At 35.6% G+C, this 21390-nt stretch carries 17 protein-coding genes; 8 read left to right on the top strand and 9 right to left on the bottom strand.

The window, feature by feature from the left end:
* Positions 1–191 precede the first annotated feature (191 nt).
* From tig to ACFEMA_RS03965, 4 genes are all read right to left on the bottom strand, one after another.
* Positions 192–1514, bottom strand: coding sequence for a trigger factor (tig, locus tag ACFEMA_RS03950; RefSeq protein ID WP_411766706.1), 1323 nt, complete (start codon positions 1512–1514; stop codon positions 192–194).
* Between the two features lie 81 nt (positions 1515–1595).
* Positions 1596–1943: a phage holin family protein gene (locus ACFEMA_RS03955; RefSeq protein WP_411766707.1), complete on the bottom strand. Its 348-nt coding sequence runs from the start codon at positions 1941–1943 to the stop codon at positions 1596–1598.
* Positions 1944–2123: 180 nt separating this feature from the next.
* Entirely contained in the window at positions 2124–2891 is a 768-nt protein-coding gene (locus ACFEMA_RS03960; RefSeq protein WP_411766708.1) for an alpha/beta fold hydrolase, read from the bottom strand.
* A gap of 134 nt (positions 2892–3025) precedes the next feature.
* Positions 3026–3739: a pyridoxine 5'-phosphate synthase gene (locus ACFEMA_RS03965; protein ID WP_411766709.1), complete on the bottom strand. Its 714-nt coding sequence runs from the start codon at positions 3737–3739 to the stop codon at positions 3026–3028.
* 89 nt (positions 3740–3828) lie between these two features.
* Between ACFEMA_RS03965 and ACFEMA_RS03970 the strand changes: the two genes are divergently transcribed.
* The 8 genes from ACFEMA_RS03970 to murI all read left to right on the top strand — a co-directional run bounded on the left by ACFEMA_RS03970 (position 3829) and on the right by murI (position 12080).
* Complete coding sequence (locus tag ACFEMA_RS03970; RefSeq protein ID WP_411766812.1) at positions 3829–4485, top strand: CBS domain-containing protein; 657 nt, start codon at positions 3829–3831, stop codon at positions 4483–4485.
* A 5-nt stretch (positions 4486–4490) separates the two neighbouring features.
* Positions 4491–5369: an NAD kinase gene (locus ACFEMA_RS03975; RefSeq protein ID WP_411766710.1), complete on the top strand. Its 879-nt coding sequence runs from the start codon at positions 4491–4493 to the stop codon at positions 5367–5369.
* Positions 5370–5468: 99 nt separating this feature from the next.
* A complete protein-coding gene (locus tag ACFEMA_RS03980) occupies positions 5469–6158 on the top strand; it encodes a DUF6089 family protein (protein ID WP_411766711.1) in 690 nt (229 codons plus the stop codon).
* On the top strand, positions 6159–6899 hold the full coding sequence (locus tag ACFEMA_RS03985; RefSeq protein WP_411766712.1) for an isoprenyl transferase: 741 nt from the start codon (positions 6159–6161) through the stop codon (positions 6897–6899).
* Positions 6900–6909: 10 nt separating this feature from the next.
* Positions 6910–9471, top strand: a complete 2562-nt coding sequence (gene bamA / locus ACFEMA_RS03990) for an outer membrane protein assembly factor BamA (protein WP_411766713.1) — start codon at positions 6910–6912, stop codon at positions 9469–9471.
* Between the two features lie 130 nt (positions 9472–9601).
* Positions 9602–10702, top strand: a complete 1101-nt coding sequence (locus ACFEMA_RS03995) for an OmpH family outer membrane protein (RefSeq protein WP_411766714.1) — start codon at positions 9602–9604, stop codon at positions 10700–10702.
* A 29-nt stretch (positions 10703–10731) separates the two neighbouring features.
* Positions 10732–11235 (top strand): OmpH family outer membrane protein, encoded by a 504-nt coding sequence (locus ACFEMA_RS04000; RefSeq protein ID WP_411766715.1) that lies wholly within the window; start codon positions 10732–10734, stop codon positions 11233–11235.
* Positions 11236–11300: 65 nt separating this feature from the next.
* Positions 11301–12080 (top strand): glutamate racemase, encoded by a 780-nt coding sequence (gene murI / locus ACFEMA_RS04005; RefSeq protein ID WP_411766716.1) that lies wholly within the window; start codon positions 11301–11303, stop codon positions 12078–12080.
* A gap of 2 nt (positions 12081–12082) precedes the next feature.
* Here murI and ACFEMA_RS04010 read toward each other — a convergent pair whose 3' ends face one another.
* From ACFEMA_RS04010 to ACFEMA_RS04030, 5 genes are all read right to left on the bottom strand, one after another.
* The gene (locus tag ACFEMA_RS04010) at positions 12083–12601 is read right to left on the bottom strand and encodes a gamma carbonic anhydrase family protein (RefSeq protein WP_411766718.1); all 519 of its coding nucleotides are present in this window, start codon (positions 12599–12601) and stop codon (positions 12083–12085) included.
* Positions 12602–12606: 5 nt separating this feature from the next.
* Positions 12607–13341, bottom strand: coding sequence for a LytR/AlgR family response regulator transcription factor (locus ACFEMA_RS04015; protein WP_411766719.1), 735 nt, complete (start codon positions 13339–13341; stop codon positions 12607–12609).
* A gap of 5 nt (positions 13342–13346) precedes the next feature.
* Positions 13347–15515 (bottom strand): histidine kinase, encoded by a 2169-nt coding sequence (locus tag ACFEMA_RS04020; protein WP_411766720.1) that lies wholly within the window; start codon positions 15513–15515, stop codon positions 13347–13349.
* Positions 15516–15728: 213 nt separating this feature from the next.
* Complete coding sequence (locus tag ACFEMA_RS04025) at positions 15729–16739, bottom strand: type IX secretion system membrane protein PorP/SprF (protein ID WP_411766721.1); 1011 nt, start codon at positions 16737–16739, stop codon at positions 15729–15731.
* A gap of 3 nt (positions 16740–16742) precedes the next feature.
* Entirely contained in the window at positions 16743–21311 is a 4569-nt protein-coding gene (locus tag ACFEMA_RS04030) for a choice-of-anchor L domain-containing protein (protein WP_411766722.1), read from the bottom strand.
* Between the last annotated feature and the right edge of the window lie 79 nt (positions 21312–21390).

Genomic DNA, 21390 nt, shown 5'->3' on the forward strand with positions numbered 1-21390 from the left:
TAATATTAAGCAAATGTCACATTGAGCGTAGTCGAAATGTTTATGGTTTAAAAACTTCCATGTTCTCGACTACGCTCGAAATGACAGGGTTTATAAGATATAATACTTATAAAAAAGGCGTAAAATTTTTCAATTTCACGCCTTAAAGGTACTCATTTTTTTAAAGAGTGTTAACTCAATTTATACAGTGCTTAACTGTAAAACTCTTTCACAAAATCATCATAAGTGATGTCTTTTGTTTTAAGGTTTGCATTTTCCTTATAGAAACTCAATAGTTTTTGACTCATCAATTGCTCTGTCAAACGCTTTACCTCTTCTTGATTTCCTAATATACGCGCTGCAATATCATCCAATTCTTTTTCTGAAGGGTTCATTTGACCAAACTGTGCCATCTGACCTTTAATCATGTCCACAGCATACGCTTTTAACTCTTCAAATTTTACCTGTAAATCGTGCTCTTTAATTAGCTTACCTTCGATTAATTGGTAACGCATGCTTTTTTCAGACTTCTCATACTCTTCCTTGGCTTGCTCTTCTGTCATTGGCTCTTCACCTGCAGTTTGCATCCATTTTTGAAGAAAGTCAGCTGGTAAATCGAAGGTTGTGCTTTCGATTAAATATTCGGTAACATCATTCAGCAACTTTTGGTCTCCTTGTTGTTTGAATTGTTTTTCTGAATCTTCTTTAATCTTTTCTTTCAATTCTGTAACCGTAGTCACTTTACCTTCACCAAATAACTTATCGAAAAACTCCTGGTCTAATTCAGCAAGTTCGCGTTCGTTAATTTCAGTCACTGTAAAGCTTACTGGTATATCTAAACCATGAGCATCATCGTGAGATACTTTAAGAAAGTTCATTAAGTCATGATCGTCATTAAACAATCCTTTAGTTTTTAACTCAATGGTATCACCAACTTTAGCACCGATAAGTTTCTTAGGATTTGTTTTTCCTTTTAGTTTATCTAACGTGATTGTAGCACTGTTATTAATCTCTTTTTCCTCGTTGACGAAAGTTCCCGTAACTTCAGAATCTTTAGTCACCTCGTTTTGAGAAATGATTTTACCATATTGCTTCTGTAAATGCTCAACTTGATTGTCAATCATTTTTTTATCAGCAACAATGTTATAATGTGTTATTGCTTTTTTACTTTTAAGGTTGACCTCAAAATCTGGAGATAATCCCAATTCAAACTCAAAAGTAAAGGCATCGGAATTCCAGTCTAAGTCATCCTGAGGTTTTGGTAATGGATTACCCAAAACATCTAGTTTCTCTTCCACTAAATATTTTCCTAAGGCATCTTGTATTAATTTGTTAACCTCATCCACCAGAACGGCCTTACCATATTGCTTTTTTACCATAGACATTGGCACATGGCCTTTTCTAAAACCAGGGATGTTAGCAGATTTACGATAATCCACTAATATTTTTTCAACTTTATCGCTATAATCTTCTTTAGCGATATCAACCTTAACAACTGCATTTAATGCATCGATGTTCTCTCTTGTAATTTGCATTGTTTTCTTATATGAAAATTGGGCTGCAAAAATACATATTTTTTTACAACCCAACAATAGTTTTAGATGATTGGTTATGAGCTACTTTTTATCCTCTTTAAAGATAGATTGTAACAGCCATTGAAGTATAGATAAAAGGACACTAAAAAGTAAAGCCGTCCAAAAACTAGACACACCAAAACCATCTATTAGTTTATCCGCCAAAAGAATAATGAGTGCATTGATGACCAACAAAAACAGTCCTAAAGTAACAATGGTTATAGGTAGTGTTAAGATAACCAGAATTGGTTTTACCAATAAGTTTAAAATTGATAATACCACGGCTACAATAATGGCTGTGACATAACCATCTACAGACACACCGTTTAAGACATGTGCCAAAACAACGACGGCAACTGCGTTAAGCAACAAGCGAATGATAAGATTCATAACTGAGATTGATTTATTAATTATATTCTAACGTCAGGTCGAGTGATTTTTGATAAAAAATTGTATCGAGACCCTAACATAGTTCTCGATACTAATTTTATGCTTTAAAAGCATAAAATTCACTCGAACTGACGACTAATTATTTATTCTGCATTACAAGATAATCAATAATTATAGAATCTAATCTTTTAAAAAAGTTACCACTGACTTATAAAACTCATCAGGGTTCTCTGCATGTAGCCAATGCCCAGCATTTGATATGGTTTTTATATCAGAATTTGGAAAATGACGATGAATAATGTCTTCATCTGAATCTCCAATATATTCCGAGCGATCGCCACGTAAAAACAATGTTGGCTTATCAAATATGGCATGAATGGGCAGAGCTTCCCCAACTTCTGAAACGTTGTCTTGTAATACATCTAAATTAACTCGTAACCCTAATTTCCCTTTTTCGACCCAGTACAGGTTTTTTAACAAAAACATACGTGTACTAGGATCTTCTACATAATTAGAAAGTGAATCATCTGCATCTCCTCTGCTTTTTAATTCTGAAAAATTGAGCTGTGACAACCCCTTTAAAATAGCATCATGATGCACAGGGTAATACCGTGGGGAAATATCTGCTACCAATAATTTTTCGACTAACTCTGGATATAGTGCTGAAAACAGCATGGCTGTTTTGCCTCCCATAGAATGTCCCAATAGTACGCATTGTTTAATACCGTGATGCTCACAGTAGGCTTTTAGATCCTCAGCCATTAACTCATAATCAAAATCTTCGGCATGAAAGCTTCTTCCATGGTTGCGTTGATCTACCAAATGCACCTCATAATCTAATTCTGCAAACTGCTTTCCTAGAGTTTTCCAGTTATCACCCATCCCCAAAAATCCGTGAAGAATGATGAAAGGCTTTCCTTTTCCTATTATGTTAGAATGTAAAATCATATTAATTTTTGATAATGAATGATTTTTAAATTGAGCTAAGGTCACTGAGGCTCTCGAAGCCACAATGTTCTTTTTGTTGATTTCGAGAGCACTTCGGTAAACTCAGTTTAAGACCTCAATCAACAAATGGCTTTCTAACTCAACTTATGCAAATACATTTGAACAACATTTTCAACCCCCAAGTATAAACTTTCAGCAACAAGTGCATGCCCGATAGAGACTTCTAAAAGTCCCGGAATATTCTCTTTAAAAAACTGAATATTATCCAAACTTAAATCGTGCCCGGCATTAACCCCTAATCCAATCTCATTGGCTAGTTGAGCACAATCTATGTAAGGTTGTATTGCCTTTTTATTTCCTAAGCTATACTGATGAGCAAATTCTTCAGTATATAACTCTATTCTATCTGTCCCTGTGGCTTTAGCTCCTTCTATCTGCTTTAAATCTGGGTCAACAAAAATAGACGTTCTTATATTGTGTCTCTTAAATTCTGAAATCACATCAATCAAAAAATCTTTATGCTTTATAGTATCCCAGCCCGCATTAGAAGTGATGGCATCAACGGCATCTGGCACTAAAGTCACCTGTGTAGGTTTAACTTTGATAACCATAGCATTAAATTTTTCAATGGGGTTGCCTTCTATATTATATTCTGTATAGACTTCTGACTTTAAATCATATGCATCTTGATACCTTATATGACGCTCATCTGGTCTTGGATGAATGGTGACGCCTTCAGCACCAAAACGTTGCACATCCTTTGCGAATTGCACAACATTGGGCACATCCCCACCACGGCTATTTCTTAATGTTGCAATCTTATTAATATTAACACTTAACTTGGTCATTCCTCATCTTTTGAATCACAAAAATACAAAGATGAATACGCTTTTTATCCCTAATTTTAATTAATTTGCAGGACACAGAACCACGGATTATGCAGTTACAAGATTATATAATAAATGATATTAAGCCTTTAAACATTAATGACAAAATCAGTGATGTTCAAATGGTTTTTAATCAGTTGACCTATTCGCATATTCCTGTTGAAAACAATGGTATTTACTTAGGTTGTATCTCTGAAAATGACGCGTATTGTTTCGAAAAAGCAGAGTCTATTAAAGACTGTAATTATGCCATGGAAGGTTTCTTTGTAAGGCCGAACACCAATTGGCTTGATGTATTAGAGGTCTTTGCCCAAAACAACTGTAATATTATGCCAGTTCTAGATGCCAAGAATAATTATCTGGGCTATTACGAGCTTAACGACATTATTCATTTGTTTAATGAAACTCCATTTTTTGCGGAGCCGGGTGGCATTTTAATTGTTGAAAAAGGAATTCAGGATTATTCCTTTAGTGAGATTAGCCAAATAGCCGAGTCTAATGATGCTAAAATTTTAGGAGCATTTATTTCAAAAATGGGAAATGACATGGTTCAAGTCACCTTAAAAATTGGCAACACTACTATTAATGAAGTTATTCAAACATTTAGGCGCTACAGTTATAATATTGTTTCTGGACATGAAGAAGACAGCTATTTAAAAAGCTTGGAAGAACGCTCTAAATATCTCAATAAATATCTTAATATTTAAGAGTTATGAAGGTAGCGATTTACGGTCAAAACTATGTGAAACAAGCAACACAAGAAGCGGTTAAAACGCTAATTGATGTCCTAATATCTAAAAATGCTTCCATTTTTATTGAAACTGAATTTACAACAACCCTGCCTAAAACCATTCAAGAAAATACAGCTCTTAACAAATTCAAAACTTTAGACAATACCTTCGACCTTTTAATTAGTGTTGGTGGGGATGGTACTATTTTAAGGGCCATTACATTTGTAAAGGACTTGGGCATACCAATAGTAGGTATCAATACTGGTAGGTTAGGATTTTTAGCAACCATTCAGAACGAAGAAATTGAAGATGCTTTAGAGCAAATCTTTAAAGGCAATTACAATATTTCTCAACGCTCTTTATTAAGTGTGGCATCGAGTCCGACAAATAAATCCATCGGCCATATCAATTTTGCGCTCAACGAAGTTGCCATTAGCCGTAAAAACACAACCTCTATGATTACCGTTGAGACCCATCTCGATGATGAGTATCTTACTTCGTACTGGGCAGACGGGCTTATTCTTTCTACACCAACAGGTTCTACAGGCTATTCATTGAGTTGTGGAGGACCAGTTATAACGCCTCAGGCAAAAAGTTTTGTGCTTACACCAATTGCACCTCATAATCTCAATGCAAGACCATTAGTTATTCCTGATAAAACAAAAATATCTTTTAAGGTTGATGGCCGTGAAGATCAATTTTTAATGTCCTTAGATTCAAGAATAATAACCTTACCCAATACCTCGACGGTTGTTATAAAAAAGGCAGATTTTAAGATTAATATGGTAGAACTTTTAAATGAGAGCTTTATAGATACTTTAAGGAAAAAACTTCTTTGGGGTGAAGATCGTCGAAATTAGACAATAAATCAGTGTCTTTACTGTTTATCAGTTAGACAATTTATACCAAATTGTGGATAGCCCGTCTTAATTGTTATATTTGCAAACTTTGAAAAACATATGAGGTATTTATTCCTGATTTTAGTAAGTGTAATCGGCATTCAAACCGTTAGTTCCCAGATTTATGAAGTCGGGGTTTTTGCTGGTGGCAGTAATTTTATCGGCGATGTTGGTTCCGCTAAATACATCTCGCCAAATCAAGCTGCTTTTGGACTTATTGGTAAATGGAACAGAAGCCCAAGACACACTTATAGAATATCAGCTATATATACTAATTTAGAAGGTCTAGACCGTAAGTCTGATGATCCCCGAAGACAACAACGAGATTACAGTTTTGAAAATGATATATTAGAATTATCTGCTGGACTAGAGTTTAACTTCTTTGATTTTGACCAGCACGATATAGCAACAAAAGGAACTCCATATCTCTACAGCGGTATTAGTTTTGCACAATTCGAGAATTTTTATTTTGATAATACAGGAACAATTAGTCCTGAAAATGACAAAAGCTGGGCTGTGGGCATCCCAATAACTTTAGGTTATAAAACCATGGTAAGCCCTCACTTAATTTTAGCTGCTGAAGTTGGTGCACGCTACACATTTACTGATGAAATCGATGGCAATAACCCAGATGCCGATTTTAGACAGCAATTCGCCTTTGGAAATATTAATAGTAATGATTGGTATATGTTTACAGGAATAACCATAACTTATACCTTTGGGCAACGCCCTTGTTATTGCAATTTTTAAATGGATTTAAAAGACCAAATACATAAAGACCTATTACCTAAGCATGTTGCCATTATTATGGATGGCAATGGCCGATGGGCAAAACAAAAAGGGTTGATGCGTGTTATTGGTCACGAAAACGGGACTAAATCCGTTAGGGAAACGGTTGAGGCCAGTGCTGAACTAGGGATAAAAAACCTAACCCTTTATGCTTTTTCTACTGAAAATTGGAGGAGACCAAAACTCGAAGTGCAAACACTAATGAAACTATTAGTGAAGTCGCTTAAAAAGGAAATTAAAACCCTTCAGGATAACAATATTAGACTTTTAGCGATCGGGGCACTCTCAGACCTGCCAAAAAAAGCTTATGAAGAACTGCAATATGTTATAGAAAAAACGAAAAATAATGAGCACATGACATTAACATTAGCCTTAAGCTATGGATCTCGTGAAGAAATTGTTAATGTTATAAAGGAATTATCAGTTAAAGTTAAAAATAATATAATTTCGCCCGAAAATATTGATGAATCGATTATAAATAAGCATCTTTACACGCAAAATTTACCAGATGTAGATTTGTTGATTCGCACCAGTGGTGAACAAAGAATCAGCAATTTTTTATTATGGCAAATTGCGTATGCTGAGTTATATTTTACGGATATTTTTTGGCCAGATTTTAAGAAGCATAATCTATACGAAGCGCTAATAGATTATCAAAATAGAGAACGACGATTTGGAAAAACAAGCGAACAACTTACCTAACTATACTTTTTTGAAAGCATTCAACCCTTTTTACCTAACGCTTATTTTTTTGTGTTTTGGACTCTCAATATCCGCTCAACAAATCAAAAAGGGCGACACCTATTTTGTAAAGGACATTACTGTAACCGGTAACACCACCTATAGCCCACAAACCGTTATTGCCTATTCTGGCATAAGAAAAGGAGATGAAATAGAAGTTGGTGGAGAAAAGATTGGGGATGCCGTTAAGAAATTATGGAAATCTAATTTGTTCAGCGCTATTGATTTTTATTTCGTTAATGTACAAGGTGATTCTACAGACCTTGAAATTAACTTAATGGATCTTCCGGAATTAAATGATGTTCGTATTGAGGGGATTAAAAAAGGTAAGAAAGAGGAAATCATTGATGAAAATGAACTTAAAAAAGGAGCAAAGGTTACTGAAAACTTAGTGACCACAACTCGTAATTACCTCACAAACAAATACAAGAAAAAAGGCTTTTTAAATACTAAAGTTAATGTTACCACACGAGAAGTTACCAATGATTCTATTGAAAAACTTCGTGTTAATATGTTGGTTAACATTGATAAAGGGGAAAAAGTAAAAATTAAGGACATCAACTTTATTGGCAGCGAGAAAATCAAGGATAAAAAACTCAGAAAAGCCATGAAGAACACAAAGCAAAAAAGCCTTAATCCCTTAAGGATTTTGAAGCGTTCTAAATATGTAGAAGAGGATTTTAGAGAAGATTTGGTGAGTGTTGTTGATAAATACAAAGAAAATGGGTACCGTGACGCAAGGATTATTTCAGACTCTATCATTTATATTGATGAAAAAACTATAGCCTTAGATATTAAGGTTGAAGAAGGAGAAAAATACACCTTTGGTAATATTAATTTTGTTGGTAATACTGTTTATACAGATAGGCAACTTGCAGCAATACTTAGAATAGAGGAAGGAGACACCTATAATGGTGTTGAGTTGCGAAAACGTATTGCTGATGAAACCAAGCCCGATGCTTTAGACCTTACCAATTTATACCAAAATAACGGGTATATGTTTTCTACTATTAATCCCGTTGAAGTTAGCGCAGATGGTAATATTATCGATTTAGAAATTCGTATTTCAGAAGGTAAACCTGCATACTTTAACAACGTTACTGTAAAAGGAAATGATGTCACTAATGACCATGTGATCTATCGTGAAATCAGAACACGTCCAGGGGAATTATACAGTAGGGCAAATATCATTAGAACGATTAGAGAATTAGGGCAATTAGGGTATTTCGATGCGCAGCAAATTACACCAAACATCCAAAATCCAAACCCTGTCGATGGTACATTAGATGTTGAATACGAAGTTGTAGAGAAAGGCTCTAGCCAAATTGAATTGCAAGGTGGTTATGGTGGTGGTGGCTTCATTGGTACTTTAGGTTTGTCTTTTAATAATTTCTCAATAAAGAATATTTTTAATGGCGAAGCTTATAAGCCAGTCCCAAGAGGAGATGGCCAAAGTTTAGCTTTACGTCTTCAAGCAAGTCAATTCTTTCAGACCTTTAGTTTTTCATTTGCTGAACCGTGGTTAGGTGGTAAAAAGCCATTTCAATTGTCAACCTCCCTATCCTATTCTAGACAATTTAGGTTCGACCCGTTGACACGTAGAGCAGACAAGGACCAAAGTTTTAATATTGCAGGTATAACGGTTGGACTTTCAACACGTTTAAAGAAACCAGATGATTACTTCTTATTATCACAAGCGTTGAGTTATCAGAATTACGATTTAAAAAATTACTTTACAGGTCTTTTCAACTTTGGTAACGGTACATCGAACAACTTATCCTACACCATTGGATTAACGAGAAACAACACCAATGTAGATCCTATTTACCCAACAGGTGGATCTAACTTCTCAGTGTCAGCAAAATTTTCGTTGCCATATTCCTTGTTCAACGATGTGGACTACAAAGCCTTGAGAGAGACAAGTGATGAAATAAACGCTATTGCTCCACAAGATAGAACTGAAGAACAAACACAAACTCTAGCGGATGTAGATCAAGAACGCTTTAGATGGCTGGAGTTTTATAAAATTAAGTTTAAAGGAGATTGGTATACACAAATCACGAATAAATTAGTTTTACGTCCAAGTATTGAATTTGGTTTCTTGGGTGCATACAATAACGATAGAGGTATCATTCCATTTGAACGCTTTTTCTTAGGTGGAGATGGTCTTGGTAACTTTGCGTTGGATGGTAGAGAAGTAATTCAGTTGCGTGGTTATCCAAACCAATCACTCTCAAGTGGTGATGGAGGATCAATTTACAATAAATTCTCTTTAGAATTGCGTTACCCTATCACCTTAGAAGGACAAGCAAAAATCTATGGACTTACCTTTTTAGAAGGAGGTGCGTCGGTAAATAGTTTTAAGGATTTTAATCCATTTAACTTGCAGCGATCTGCTGGTATTGGCCTTAGAATATTTATGCCTGCATTTGGACTGTTAGGTATCGATTTTGGTCACGGATTTGACCCGATTCCAGGTTCGACTGTTAAAAATGGATGGGAAACCCACTTTATAATTGGACAACAATTTTAACTTTGGCACGATATTTTCTAACTACTAAATAAGGATTTCAACTAGGTGTTAAAATTTTTAGAAATATATTTCGTTATTTTGAAGTACAAGAAGTACGCTTTATGTACTAATAAATTAAAACATTTAGGAGATGAAATTTAGAGTTCTTTATTTATTGGCAATTTTAGGTCTTATGCATTTCTCAGCCAACGCACAACGCGGGGTTAGAATTGGGTATATAGACACGGAATATATACTTCAGAATGTACCAGAATACCAAGAAGCAGCAACTCAATTAGATAGTAAGATTGCGAATTGGAAATCTGAAATTGAAAAACGTCTCAGCGAAGTAGAGCAGAAAAAAGCAGCCTTGGAAAATGAAAAAGTTTTGTTGACTAAGGAACTTTATGATGAGCGCTTTGAAGATATTTCTTATGAAGAAGCAGAAATTATTGATTACCAACAGAAGCGATTTGGCCCTAACGGAGATATGGTTATTCAACGTAGTCAATTAATTCAACCCATACAAGACCAGATTTTTTCTGCGGTTCAAGAAATAGCAGAGAACAAAAAGTTTGATTTTGTATTCGATAAATCAGCTGATGTTGTAATGCTGTATTCAGCAGAACGTTATGATATTAGTGAGCAAGTATTAAGAACCATTACAAGAGCATCTAATCGTCAGCAAGCAGAAAGCAGACAAGAACGTAGAGCTTTAGAGGAAGAAGAAATAGTTCCTGAAGTTGATGAAGAAAAAGATGAACGTGCTCAAGCTTTGGATGATAGAAAAGCACAACGGGCAAAAGAACTTGAGGATAAACGTGCAGAAAGAGAAAAGGCATTAGAAGAAAGAAGACAGCAACAAGACTCTATAAGAGCAGCTAAAAAGGCAGAAGCAGAAGCAAGACGTCAAAAAGTTTTAGATGCCAGAAAAGCTCGGGAAACAAAAGAAGATTCTACAGAAACTGAAACCACAAAAAAGGAAACCAAAGTAGATTCTACAAAGGCAAAAGCTGAGGTAAAAAAGGATTCTACCGATTCAAAAAAGCCTAAGACCAGAGCAGAGTTATTAAAAGAGAAGCGAGAACAAGCCGCAAAGGACAGAGCTGCAAGGGTAAAAGCATTAGAAGACCGTAAAAAGAAAATTGCCGAAGAACGAAAAAAAGCACGCGAAGAGCGTGAAGCGCAAGTAAAAAAGAACGATTCTATTAAAAAAGCTAAGGAATCAAAAGAAGGAGAGAATAACAATTAATTATTATAACACGAAACACTAAATTAAAAATGAAACATTTAAAATCATTACTATTTGCTACCGCATTATTTTTAGGTGCCACAAGTTTTATGTCAGCACAATCTAAGGTTGCACATATCAATACACAAGAATTGATTAAAGCTATGCCAGAATATAAAGCAGCGCAAACAGAAGTAGAGCAAGCAGGAAAAACATACGAAGCTGAAATCGCGGCTTCAATGAAAGAATTAGAGGCTAAGTTGAAACAATACGATGCTGAAGCACCAAACCAAACACAGGCGGTTAATACTGAGCGTATGCAAGAGGTTGAAGGTATAAAGCAAGGCATTGCACAATATCAGCAAGACGCACAGCAAAACATGTCTAAATTAGAATATGACAAGTTACAGCCAATTACTAAAAAAGCGAGAGAAGCTATCCAGAAAGTAGCTAGAGCTCAAGGCTTTGAATACGTCTTGGATGCATCAACTTTAATTATGGCTGATGGCAAAGACCTTATGGCTGATGTAAAGAAAGAATTAGGCATTCAGTAATTCTTTAAATAAAATATATTTAAAAAGCCACTTTTATAAAAGTGGCTTTTTACTTTTGTTACACTATGAGTAAAGCACCTATAGGTATTTTTGATTCGGGTATTGGGGGAACTTCCATATTTAAAGAGGTGCATGCACTTTTGCCTCAAGAACATATGATCTATTTAGCAGATAGTAAAAATGCGCCTTATGGCATAAAGTCCGAAACCGATATTTTAAATCTTAGTATTAAGAATACAGAGTTGCTTATTTCAAAAGGTTGTAAACTTATTATCGTTGCTTGTAATACGGCCACAACGAATGCTATTTCATATTTAAGATCCAAATACTTAATTCCTTTTATTGGCATTGAGCCGGCCATAAAACCAGCTTCTTTAAATTCGGCAACCAAAAACGTAGGGATTTTAGCCACTAGAGGAACACTTAGTAGTTCTTTGTTTCATAAAACTTCTGATATTTACGCTAAGGATGTTACCGTCATTGAACGTGTTGGGGAAGGTATTGTTGAACTGATTGAAACTGGCAAAACAAACTCCCCTCAAATGAAAGCCCTGCTTAAAGAATACCTTAGCCCGATGATTGAGGCAGATATAGATTATTTGGTTTTGGGTTGCACCCACTATCCGTATTTAATTCCGATACTAAAGGAAATGCTCCCTTCCCACGTAAAAATTATTGATTCGGGATTAGCAGTTGCAAAACAAACAAAAGCTATTTTAGAAGGAAGAAATTTGTTGAATACCTCTGTAAAAGAGGCTAATATTCAGTTTTTTTCAAATGGGGATATAGCCATTCTAAAAGATATTCTTAATAATAAGTATCCTGTCGACTATCTCGATTTTTAGGATTAATGGTCTTTAAACCAACCAGAATATTTTACATAGTTATTGGCAATTCTATCAATCTCGCCAGTAATTAAACTAGGGTCAATATCTTTCACTTTTTTAGCAGGAACACCAGCATAAATAGATCCTGATTCTACAACAGTATTCTTTGTAACAACTGATCCTGCTGCTATAATACTATGACTTTCTACAATACAATCATCCATAACAATACTTCCCATACCAATGAGCACATTATCCTTAATGGTACAACCGTGGACAATTGCATTGTGACCAATGGACACATTATTACCAATTGTAGTTGGTGATTTTTGGTAGGTGGCATGGATAACTGCACCATCTTGAATATTAACCTTGTCCCCTATTTTTATATAATGAACATCGCCTCTAACAACAGCATTAAACCAAATACTACATTGCTTACCTATAGAAACCTCTCCTACAATAGTGGCGTTTTCGGCAATAAAACAATCGTCTTCAATTTTGGGGTATTTCCCCTTAACAGTTTTTATAATTGGCATACTTTTTATTTAAAATAAGATAAAAATTCAGATTTACGAGAGGCAGAAACAGAGATTTCCTTTCCATTACTAAGTATAACACTTCCTCCCTTTCCCTTCACATATTTTACCACCTCATTAACGTTAACCAAATAACTTTTATGGACCCTTGCAAAATTACCCTCGGACAAAGCGTTTTCAATATATTTCAACGTTTTGCTCACTAATTTCTTCTTATTGGTATTGAGGTAAATCTCAGTATAATTGTCATCTGCCTTACAGTATAATATATCTGATGTTTCCAAAACCTCAAAACCATCTTGTTGTGGCAATGTGATTTTTCCTTTAACATTATTAGTCTTAGGCACTAAAACCTCTCCTTGTAAAGCCTCTTCTTTCTTCTTTATGTCTGTAACATAATCTACAGCTTTAATGAGTTCATCTATCGAAATAGGTTTCATTAAATAATAACTTGCATGGGCATTTAATGCTTCCATAGCGTAATTATTGTAGGCAGTTACAAAGATTGTTTCAAAATCAACAGTCACTAATTTATCGAGAAGATCAAAAGCATTTCCATAGGGCATTTCAACATCCAGAAACACAAGATCCAAATCGTTATTTCGGATTAAAATCAAAGCTTCATCCACATTGGCGGCTTCTCCCAAAATAGATACATTGGGACAATATTTAGTTAAGTAGCTTTTTAAGATTAACCTACTTTCTTCTTCGTCCTCAACTATAATAGCTTTTAGTTCCATAATTCTTAGTCTTTTTTTAAAGTCACAATCACCAAAGTACCTACATCACCAACATCTTGAAAGTCCGAAATACTAACATCCACTTTGTCCTTGTACATTCTATTTAATATGGCAACACGTTTTTTAATATTGGTCAAGCCTTTTGACTGGTGTTGCTTTTGATTTTCAGTTTTTAAAGCCTTCGATTTTGTTCTTCCTATACCGTCGTCCGAAATGTGAATTTCTATTTCGTCTTCATTTTTATATTTAAAACGAATTCCTAAATGACCTTTACTGTCTTTGTACCTCAATCCATGCCACACTGCATTTTCGATATAAGGTTGTAATAACATAGGCGGAATCATAAAAGCATCAATATCTACTTTATCGTCCACAGTTATGGTATATTCAAATTTATCCTTAAATCTAAAATGCTCTAATTTGGTGTACAGTTCAATAAGTTCTATTTCCCTATGTAGAGGGATAAAATCTTCCTCACTATTTTCTAAAACTGCACGCATTAAAAATGAAAAGTCAGAGAGATATTTATTGGCAGTTCTTTCGTCATTGATGGCTATAAAACTATTAACTGAATTGAGTGCATTGAAAATAAAATGCGGGTTCATTTGGCTTCTTAGGGATTTTAAAGCTAATAGGTTGTTGGCCAATCGTTGCTGCTTTATGTACTTATAAGTGAAAAATCCTGCTATACTAATCAGAATTATTCCGCCTATTAACGAATAAATGATTATTTGTTGATTTCTGTTCTTTTGCTCTGCCAATTCAAATCTACTTTTAGAAAGTTGGCGTTCATTTTCTAAGCTGGTTATTCGGTTTTGATTTTCCACAAGGTTCTTAGCAAACCGTGCGGCCTGTGCCAACTCTTGTTCTTTTTTAATATAAAGCTCGTCCACAACCTTTATGTACTCTTCAAATTTTAATCGTGCATTATCATAGTCCCCAGAACTTTTATAGACATCTGTCAGTTTTTTTAAGCCGTCCTTTTTAACAATTAAATCGGAACGGTTATCGGCTTCCTCAATACTTTTCTCCAAAAACGGAATTGCCTTGTCATTTTCACCCTTGAGGTAGTATGCCGTACCAATTTTATAGTTTTGTTTTTGGGGTGTTATGTTACTTTCATTGGCGATAACAGAATCTTTTTCAAGCTCTGGTAATGCGTCTACAACCTGCTTTCTTAATTCAATTTCGTCATTATAATTTCTACTGACGTTATTGAATTCCGCTACGGTCACTTTTTCTTCTACAGCCCTTTTTTGGTTAACTTCAGATGCTAGTCTAAGTGAATTGCCATAAAAGTCCTTTGCCCGGTCCACATTCCCTGTTTCTGTGTATGTTTTTGCAATTTTAGAATTGAGGTCTGTCTCTTTCGATTTAAAATGTTGTGCTTCAGATATGGAAAGCCCTTTGTTGTATGCCGTCAATGCTTTATCATAATCTTTTGATTTTTCATAAGCATCTCCAAGACCTTCATACAATTCTACTTTTTGAAGCTCTGAAAGATTGGCTTTTTTTATTTCTAAATAGGTTTCAATGCTTTCTTGGTAGTTTTTGTTATCTGTATAGGCCTTAGCCAATTTAAGTTGTGTGGATGTCGCCTTTATATTTTGAAGGCTTATTCGGTAATTGCTAATGGCTAAGTCGTTTTGTTTCCAATGTGTATAGATATCCCCTAGAACTTCATAGGCCTCTGCACTTTGGTTTTGCGAAATACTATTGTCCAAAGCGTCAGCTATAAACTTAATACTGCGTTCAGCATCTAATTTTAAATAGGTTTGTGCGGAATCCATAAGCTGGTTAAAACTTTGTGATTTTTGTTGAAGAATCTCTTTTCTTGTTGGTTCTGGTTCTTCTGGCTCGACCTCAATGATAATGCGGTCATCATTTTTTATGGTATAATAGACCGTTTGAAAATCTTTGTGTCTTACTACTAACTCATCTCCAATCTTTACCTTAATCTTAAAATTACCATCATAACTTGTAACTGAATAATCACCGCCAGTAACTTCAATATTAACTTTGGATATTGGTTCATAAGAATACTTCTCTCGCACAGAACCTCTAACAGTAAAGAGCTTGTTCTCCTCATTATCTTGAAGACCAGCTTGCCCGTAAATTGGGCATATGACAAAAAATGCAAAAGCAAAAATTAAGTGTCTAGTACGAAATTTCAATGTGTTCAATAATTGTTTAAAACCTAAACTTACATACATTATTCGGTCAAAAAAAATCACGAAATCAAATTTACTGGTATAAAAGTTAAAAAATAGCGATGCTTATACATTACAACGTCGAACTCACGAATTGAAAGTAACAACTCACTCATTTTGATTTTTTATTAAATAAAGTACAGCACAAAAAAAGTCCCAAAACTGGGACTTAAGCTTTTAATTAATTGCAGGGCATTTACATTCGTACCGATCACGCCGACAGTTAAAGTTATAACCTAACGTAATTTGGTGGAAGCCACCAGTGTTAAAATTCACGGTATTTGCTTGATAAGAATAGGTATATGCAAATACAAATTGATTATAATCTACCCCGATGAATGGTGTAAAGTATTGTAGTTTTTGGTTTTGTACTCCTGAACCGTCGCTAAATTCTGCACCATCTAAACTACGACGATACGATAAGCCACCCCAAACAGTACCAAAATCAACTTCTCTGTAAGCCTTTGCATTAATATCAATGGTTGATTCTTCAGTTGCATCTCTATACATGTACATTATTGATGGTTCAAACGACCACTCGCTTCCAAGTCTATGAAACACATTACCAACAGAAGCTAAATAGGTTCTTAAATTATCAAAAGCAAATTCGCCATTATTAAAATTTATACCATCGTTCTTTAAAATGTTCTTCGCGGTAACATGGGCATAAAAGTCCAAGAAGTGATAAGAAAACCCTACATCGATATTAAAATTTGTTGCACTTTGCTCTATCCCTGCTATTAACTGATCAAACTCACCCGGTGCCAAAAAATCCGTTTCGTCCAATTTATACTGAATAAAACCTGCACTAAGACCAAAAGAAAGCATATTTAAATCTACCTCGTTTCGCGAAAACATGAGATGATGCGCATAAGTGATATAACCACCTGTATTGGAGTGGTAGCCATTTTTATCATTATATAAAATAGCGCCTATTGCAGATGGAGAATCCCCAATTCTACCATGAGCACTTAATGTTTGCAAGCTTGGTGCATCATCAACCCCAAACCATTGTTGTCTTGCTGTTAAACGTACTTTAGCACAATTAGCGACACCAGCCATTGAAGGATGGATGAGATAATAATTATCCGTTAAATAATCTGAATACACTGGCATACCTTCTTGAGCGAACCCAACTGAAGCTATTAAAGCAGTGAATGCTATTAAACAACTCTTGTATATTTTCATGTGTTAACGTTTCAAAGAAAAATGAGATCTAAACTCCTTCTTTTGACCAGTGGTTGGCTCTGTAAATTCTACAACAAACCAATAATCATCCGAAGGCATTTGTACGCCCCTATATGTACCATCCCAACCAGGTCCGCTTGGATCGAGTTGTTTCAGTAATTTTCCGTACCGGTCAAATATATAAATTTTTGCTGTAGGCTGTCTTTCTATTCCTACAATATTCCAGCTTTCATTATTACCATCACCATTTGGGGTGAAATATTTTTTATAATCCATAGCCAAAATCTCTGTACTAGAGATGCCACAACCATTGATGTCTCGAGCTAAAACAGTATGAATACCACCTGGCACATTATTGAATTCTGGTTCTGTTTGCCATGGGCCATAATCCAAACTGTATTCGTAAGTGCTATTCCCAGAAACCGTTACGCTTACTGTATGATTTCCAGAAAATGCTTCACTAGTCACCTCAGCTTCCATTTCTGCGATACCACTTTCTATAACCTCAGTGCTCTTAGTGGTTTGGCACATGGTGACCGTAGAGGATATAATATCCGTTACAGTGACTTGGTATGTTCCTCCTTGAGTTGGCACAATACTAGAACTCGTTTCACCTGATAAAATTGTGCCGTTTAAACTCCATTCAAAAGAATAATCTGTTTCTGAGAGCCCTGTTGTTATTGTTGGTGGGACTTCCACAACTTCAGAGCCATTGGTGTCAGCACAAAGAATGTAGAATTCATCCAGTTCAAATTCCGGGAAGCGATTCACTTTTAAAGTCACTTCTGCCACTTCAAAACAAATATCTGGAGAAAGGTTATTGGTTACCCTTACATAAATAATCTGTGGATTTGCAGGATTACCGTTGATAGAAGTGTTTTCATATAATAACGGTAATGGATTAATATTATCATTGGCATCGTCACTATTATCATGGTAGGTTATAGTATAATCTGCTGGGTCCTGACCATCTAAAACTTCATCCAAAAGTGTTGACAAATCAAACTGCCCTAAACCATCATTCTCGCCAATATTATCACAAAGCTCATAAACCAATGGTTCACCATCCGAATTGGCCTGCGCACCTTCCATGACTTCAAGGTTAAAACTCATTGAACTTACAGAACAACCCGTTATTGTATTTGTAATAGCCACATAAATGGGTTGCGGATTACTCGTATTGGTATAATCTGTATTCAATGGATTTGTTAAATTATCAACGTCTAATTGGGTTTCGTGATAAGACACAGAGAATATATTTGGGTCTTGACCATTTAAAATTTCTTCTGTTTTGGTGTTTAAGTCAAATTGATAAAAACCATCTGTCCCATTTTCACAGGCTCTATAGTCTTCAATTGTATTAGTTGCTGGCAACGGGTTTACACTAATATCAAAATCTACAATGGCATAACATCCAGAATTATCATTGGTGACTTTTACAAAAATGGTCTGTGGTGTTGAAGTATTTTGATAGGTTGTTCTGTTCGAAATTGGATTTACATTTAAATCAGCATCCTCGTAAGTAGTAAAATAGGTTGCAGACAAATCTGCTTCACCGTTAAAAATATAGACCTCGTTGACCGTAAGATCAAACGCTTCCTGTAAATCCCCTGGATTATTATCGTCGCAAAGGACCAAATTATTAGGGTCTGTATTAGGAGTTGGGTTAATTGTTGTTAAGGTAATATGCTCTCCAAATCCCAAACATGAATTATCGGCATCGCTGTCTACTCTCACTACAATGTTTTGACTAAATGCTGAATTGTTATTTCTATAATTTGAAATATCTGCAATTTCATTGACTTCAGCCAAGGCATCAACCTCTGTTTCGTAATAGGAAACCGTTACGTTTTGTCCTGCAGGATAAAGCGCCTCAATCTGGGCTGTGGCATCACTAAAATCGAATGTAGCAATACCATTGGTAATATCATCATCTACTAAACCATTATCACAGGCTTCATAGAGCAAATTAAAATTCGATGGAATTTGCGTTGTAGAAACTATTAAGCTCAATTCTGAAATACGATAACAGCCATTATTATCTTCTACCCTAACATATAAAATATCGGGATTAGAAGATGGATCTGTATTTGTATAAGCAGTAATGTTTGTTATTTCATTTACCATATTTTCAGCATCTGAAACTGACAAATAGTAGGTAAGGGTTTCATTTGATGCGTTTGACGTAATCAAGTCGTTAGCCTCTGTAAGGTTAAAATCTGAAAACCCATCCGTATCATCGTCACACTGTCTCAGTTCAACTACTGAAGTGATCACAGGCAAAGGGTTTACCTCTAAAGTAATTGTAGATGTTTCGTAACAATCGGTGTTAAAATCGTTCTCAACACGCGCATAGATTTCTTCAGTGTTGGCGTTAGTATTTGTATATAAATTAGGTAAGGCATTTGTGCCAGAGTCTGCATCAGTTGGGCTTGAATAATAGCTTACTGAAAACTGGGATGGGTCCTGAGTGCCTAACACTTGTGTGTCTATTGCAGAAAGATCAAATTCTACAAACCCATTGGTATCATCTCCATCACTATCATCGTCGCACATAGCAAATGTAACATCTTCGGCTGTAACTGTTGAAAACACATTTAACGTAAAACTTCCTGTTTCGTAACATAAACCACTGTCCGTATCTTCAATTCTAAAATGGATGACATCAGTATCTGTTCCTAAATAAGTCGTTGGATTAGCAATGGGATTAACGTCTGTATCAGCATCATTAAAAGACGTATGATAACTAATATTAAACAATGCAGCATCTTGAGTGCCTAAGATGAGATTGTCATTAAATGTTAGGTCAAATTCTGCTTGGTTTGAACCACTACATGTACTTAAATCTGATGCAGAACCATCAATGACTGGTGCAGTTCTAAACTCCACCAATATAGAGTCGCTGACTTGGCATCCCACAGCAAAAATGACATCTGCACTATAAACCCCAGCTTCAGTCACTGTTAACGTTGATCCTGTTTCTCCTGTAATTTCAACCCCATCCTTATACCAAACATGGGTTGCTCCTGGTGCATTAGTATCTAATTCTACAGAATCACCTCCGCATTCAGCAGTACCTGCGGCAATGGTAATATCTTCTCCTAATTCCCCACCGAGGTTAAAACTACCTGCCTCCAGAAAAATAGCTGAATCCCACACACCATCACCTTGATCTGCAACAACCAATTTAATCTCATAAGTGGTATTAGGTATAACATTTGCCGTAGCAGTTAAAACTTCTGTACGTCCACCAAAGTTTGTTGCACCTAAATTATAACCTTCAAAAAATTCTGGGTTTGAATTACACGCAGCTGCATTATTAATATTGGTAACACTTACAGGTGTGCCATCTGGAAGTACTGCCAAGTTGATATAATTTGTAGTACCAACTTCGCGCAGTAGAAAGGCAAAACTATCAGCAAATGCACATTCTGTTGACCCATCATATTCTTCAGATGCCATTAGGTATCTAAAGTTGATGGTATCTATTGTAGGTGTAAAATTAAATTTAATAAAGGTTGCGTTTTGTGTTCCCACAATACTCAAAGCGCTTTCTAAGTCAGTATCCCCGGGTAAACCATTATCCGTACTAATTAGCCCTTGAGGGTTGTTTCCAGCATCAGCTGCTCTACCAGAGCTTAGAATAATCCCCTCATCAAAAGGAAAATCTGTTGCTCCTCCCCTTGTAAAATAGCCATAACTCTTAGTTGATAATTGGTCTGGGTTACCAGAGGCTTGGAATGAGAAGTTTTCTACCTCAGAACACCCTCCAGTGACCAACACCTCTTCTATAAGTTCATCTGGTCTAAAAAAAGATTCAGCAAAAGCAGGGTTATTTACAGTAATCAAAGAATTACCACTAACAACTACAGTTACAGTTTCTGCTACTGAACACCCTAACGGATTGCCATCATCTACAGAAAACTCAACCTGATAGTTGCCTGGAGTTACAAACTGATGAGACACATTGGTTCCTGTTGCAGAAGACCCGTCACCAAAATCCCAAGTATATGTTGCTGTGGAACCATCTTCAGAAAAAGTGGCACTTCCATCAAAAGTCACGGTCTCACCTGGGGTAATTTGAATAACCCCAGAATTAGGTGAAGGATTTGACGTGAAATTTGGTGTAATTGTTTGGCACTGCTCAAAACATCTTATTTCCGCATCCCAACCAATTGTAGAGCCAATATTGTCTGAAGAAAAATGAACGGTTAAACAACCTGTTTGGTTTGCTGCAACTACGAGTCCAATACTAAACATCCCATCGTAAGAGCCAATTATAGGTGCAGCAACAGAATTACCATTATAAATGGTCATAACATCCTCAACAGCCTGTGTACTGAATTGAGAAAAATCTAAGCCCACTAATTCTCCTGAGTTTTGGGGGCAAAATGTTAAAGTAAAATCTTCGTTGTTTCCATAACTGCCACCTGGACCACCAGAATCATAAAAACGATCGGGGGCACACCTAACAAGATTCCCATCTTGCATAAGTACATCTTGACCACTCATTTGTATAAAAAAGAGCAAGAACAAACTTAGAGTAAATTGTATTTTTGACCTATGTGACACTACTTTAATTTTTGGATACTTTAGCCTAAAAAGGGGTTGAAAATAATAATTTTAATTCAATCTTAAGTATTAAGTATAT

This window comes from Winogradskyella sp. A3E31, from assembly GCF_046720935.1.
Classification (GTDB): Bacteria; Bacteroidota; Bacteroidia; order Flavobacteriales; family Flavobacteriaceae; genus Winogradskyella.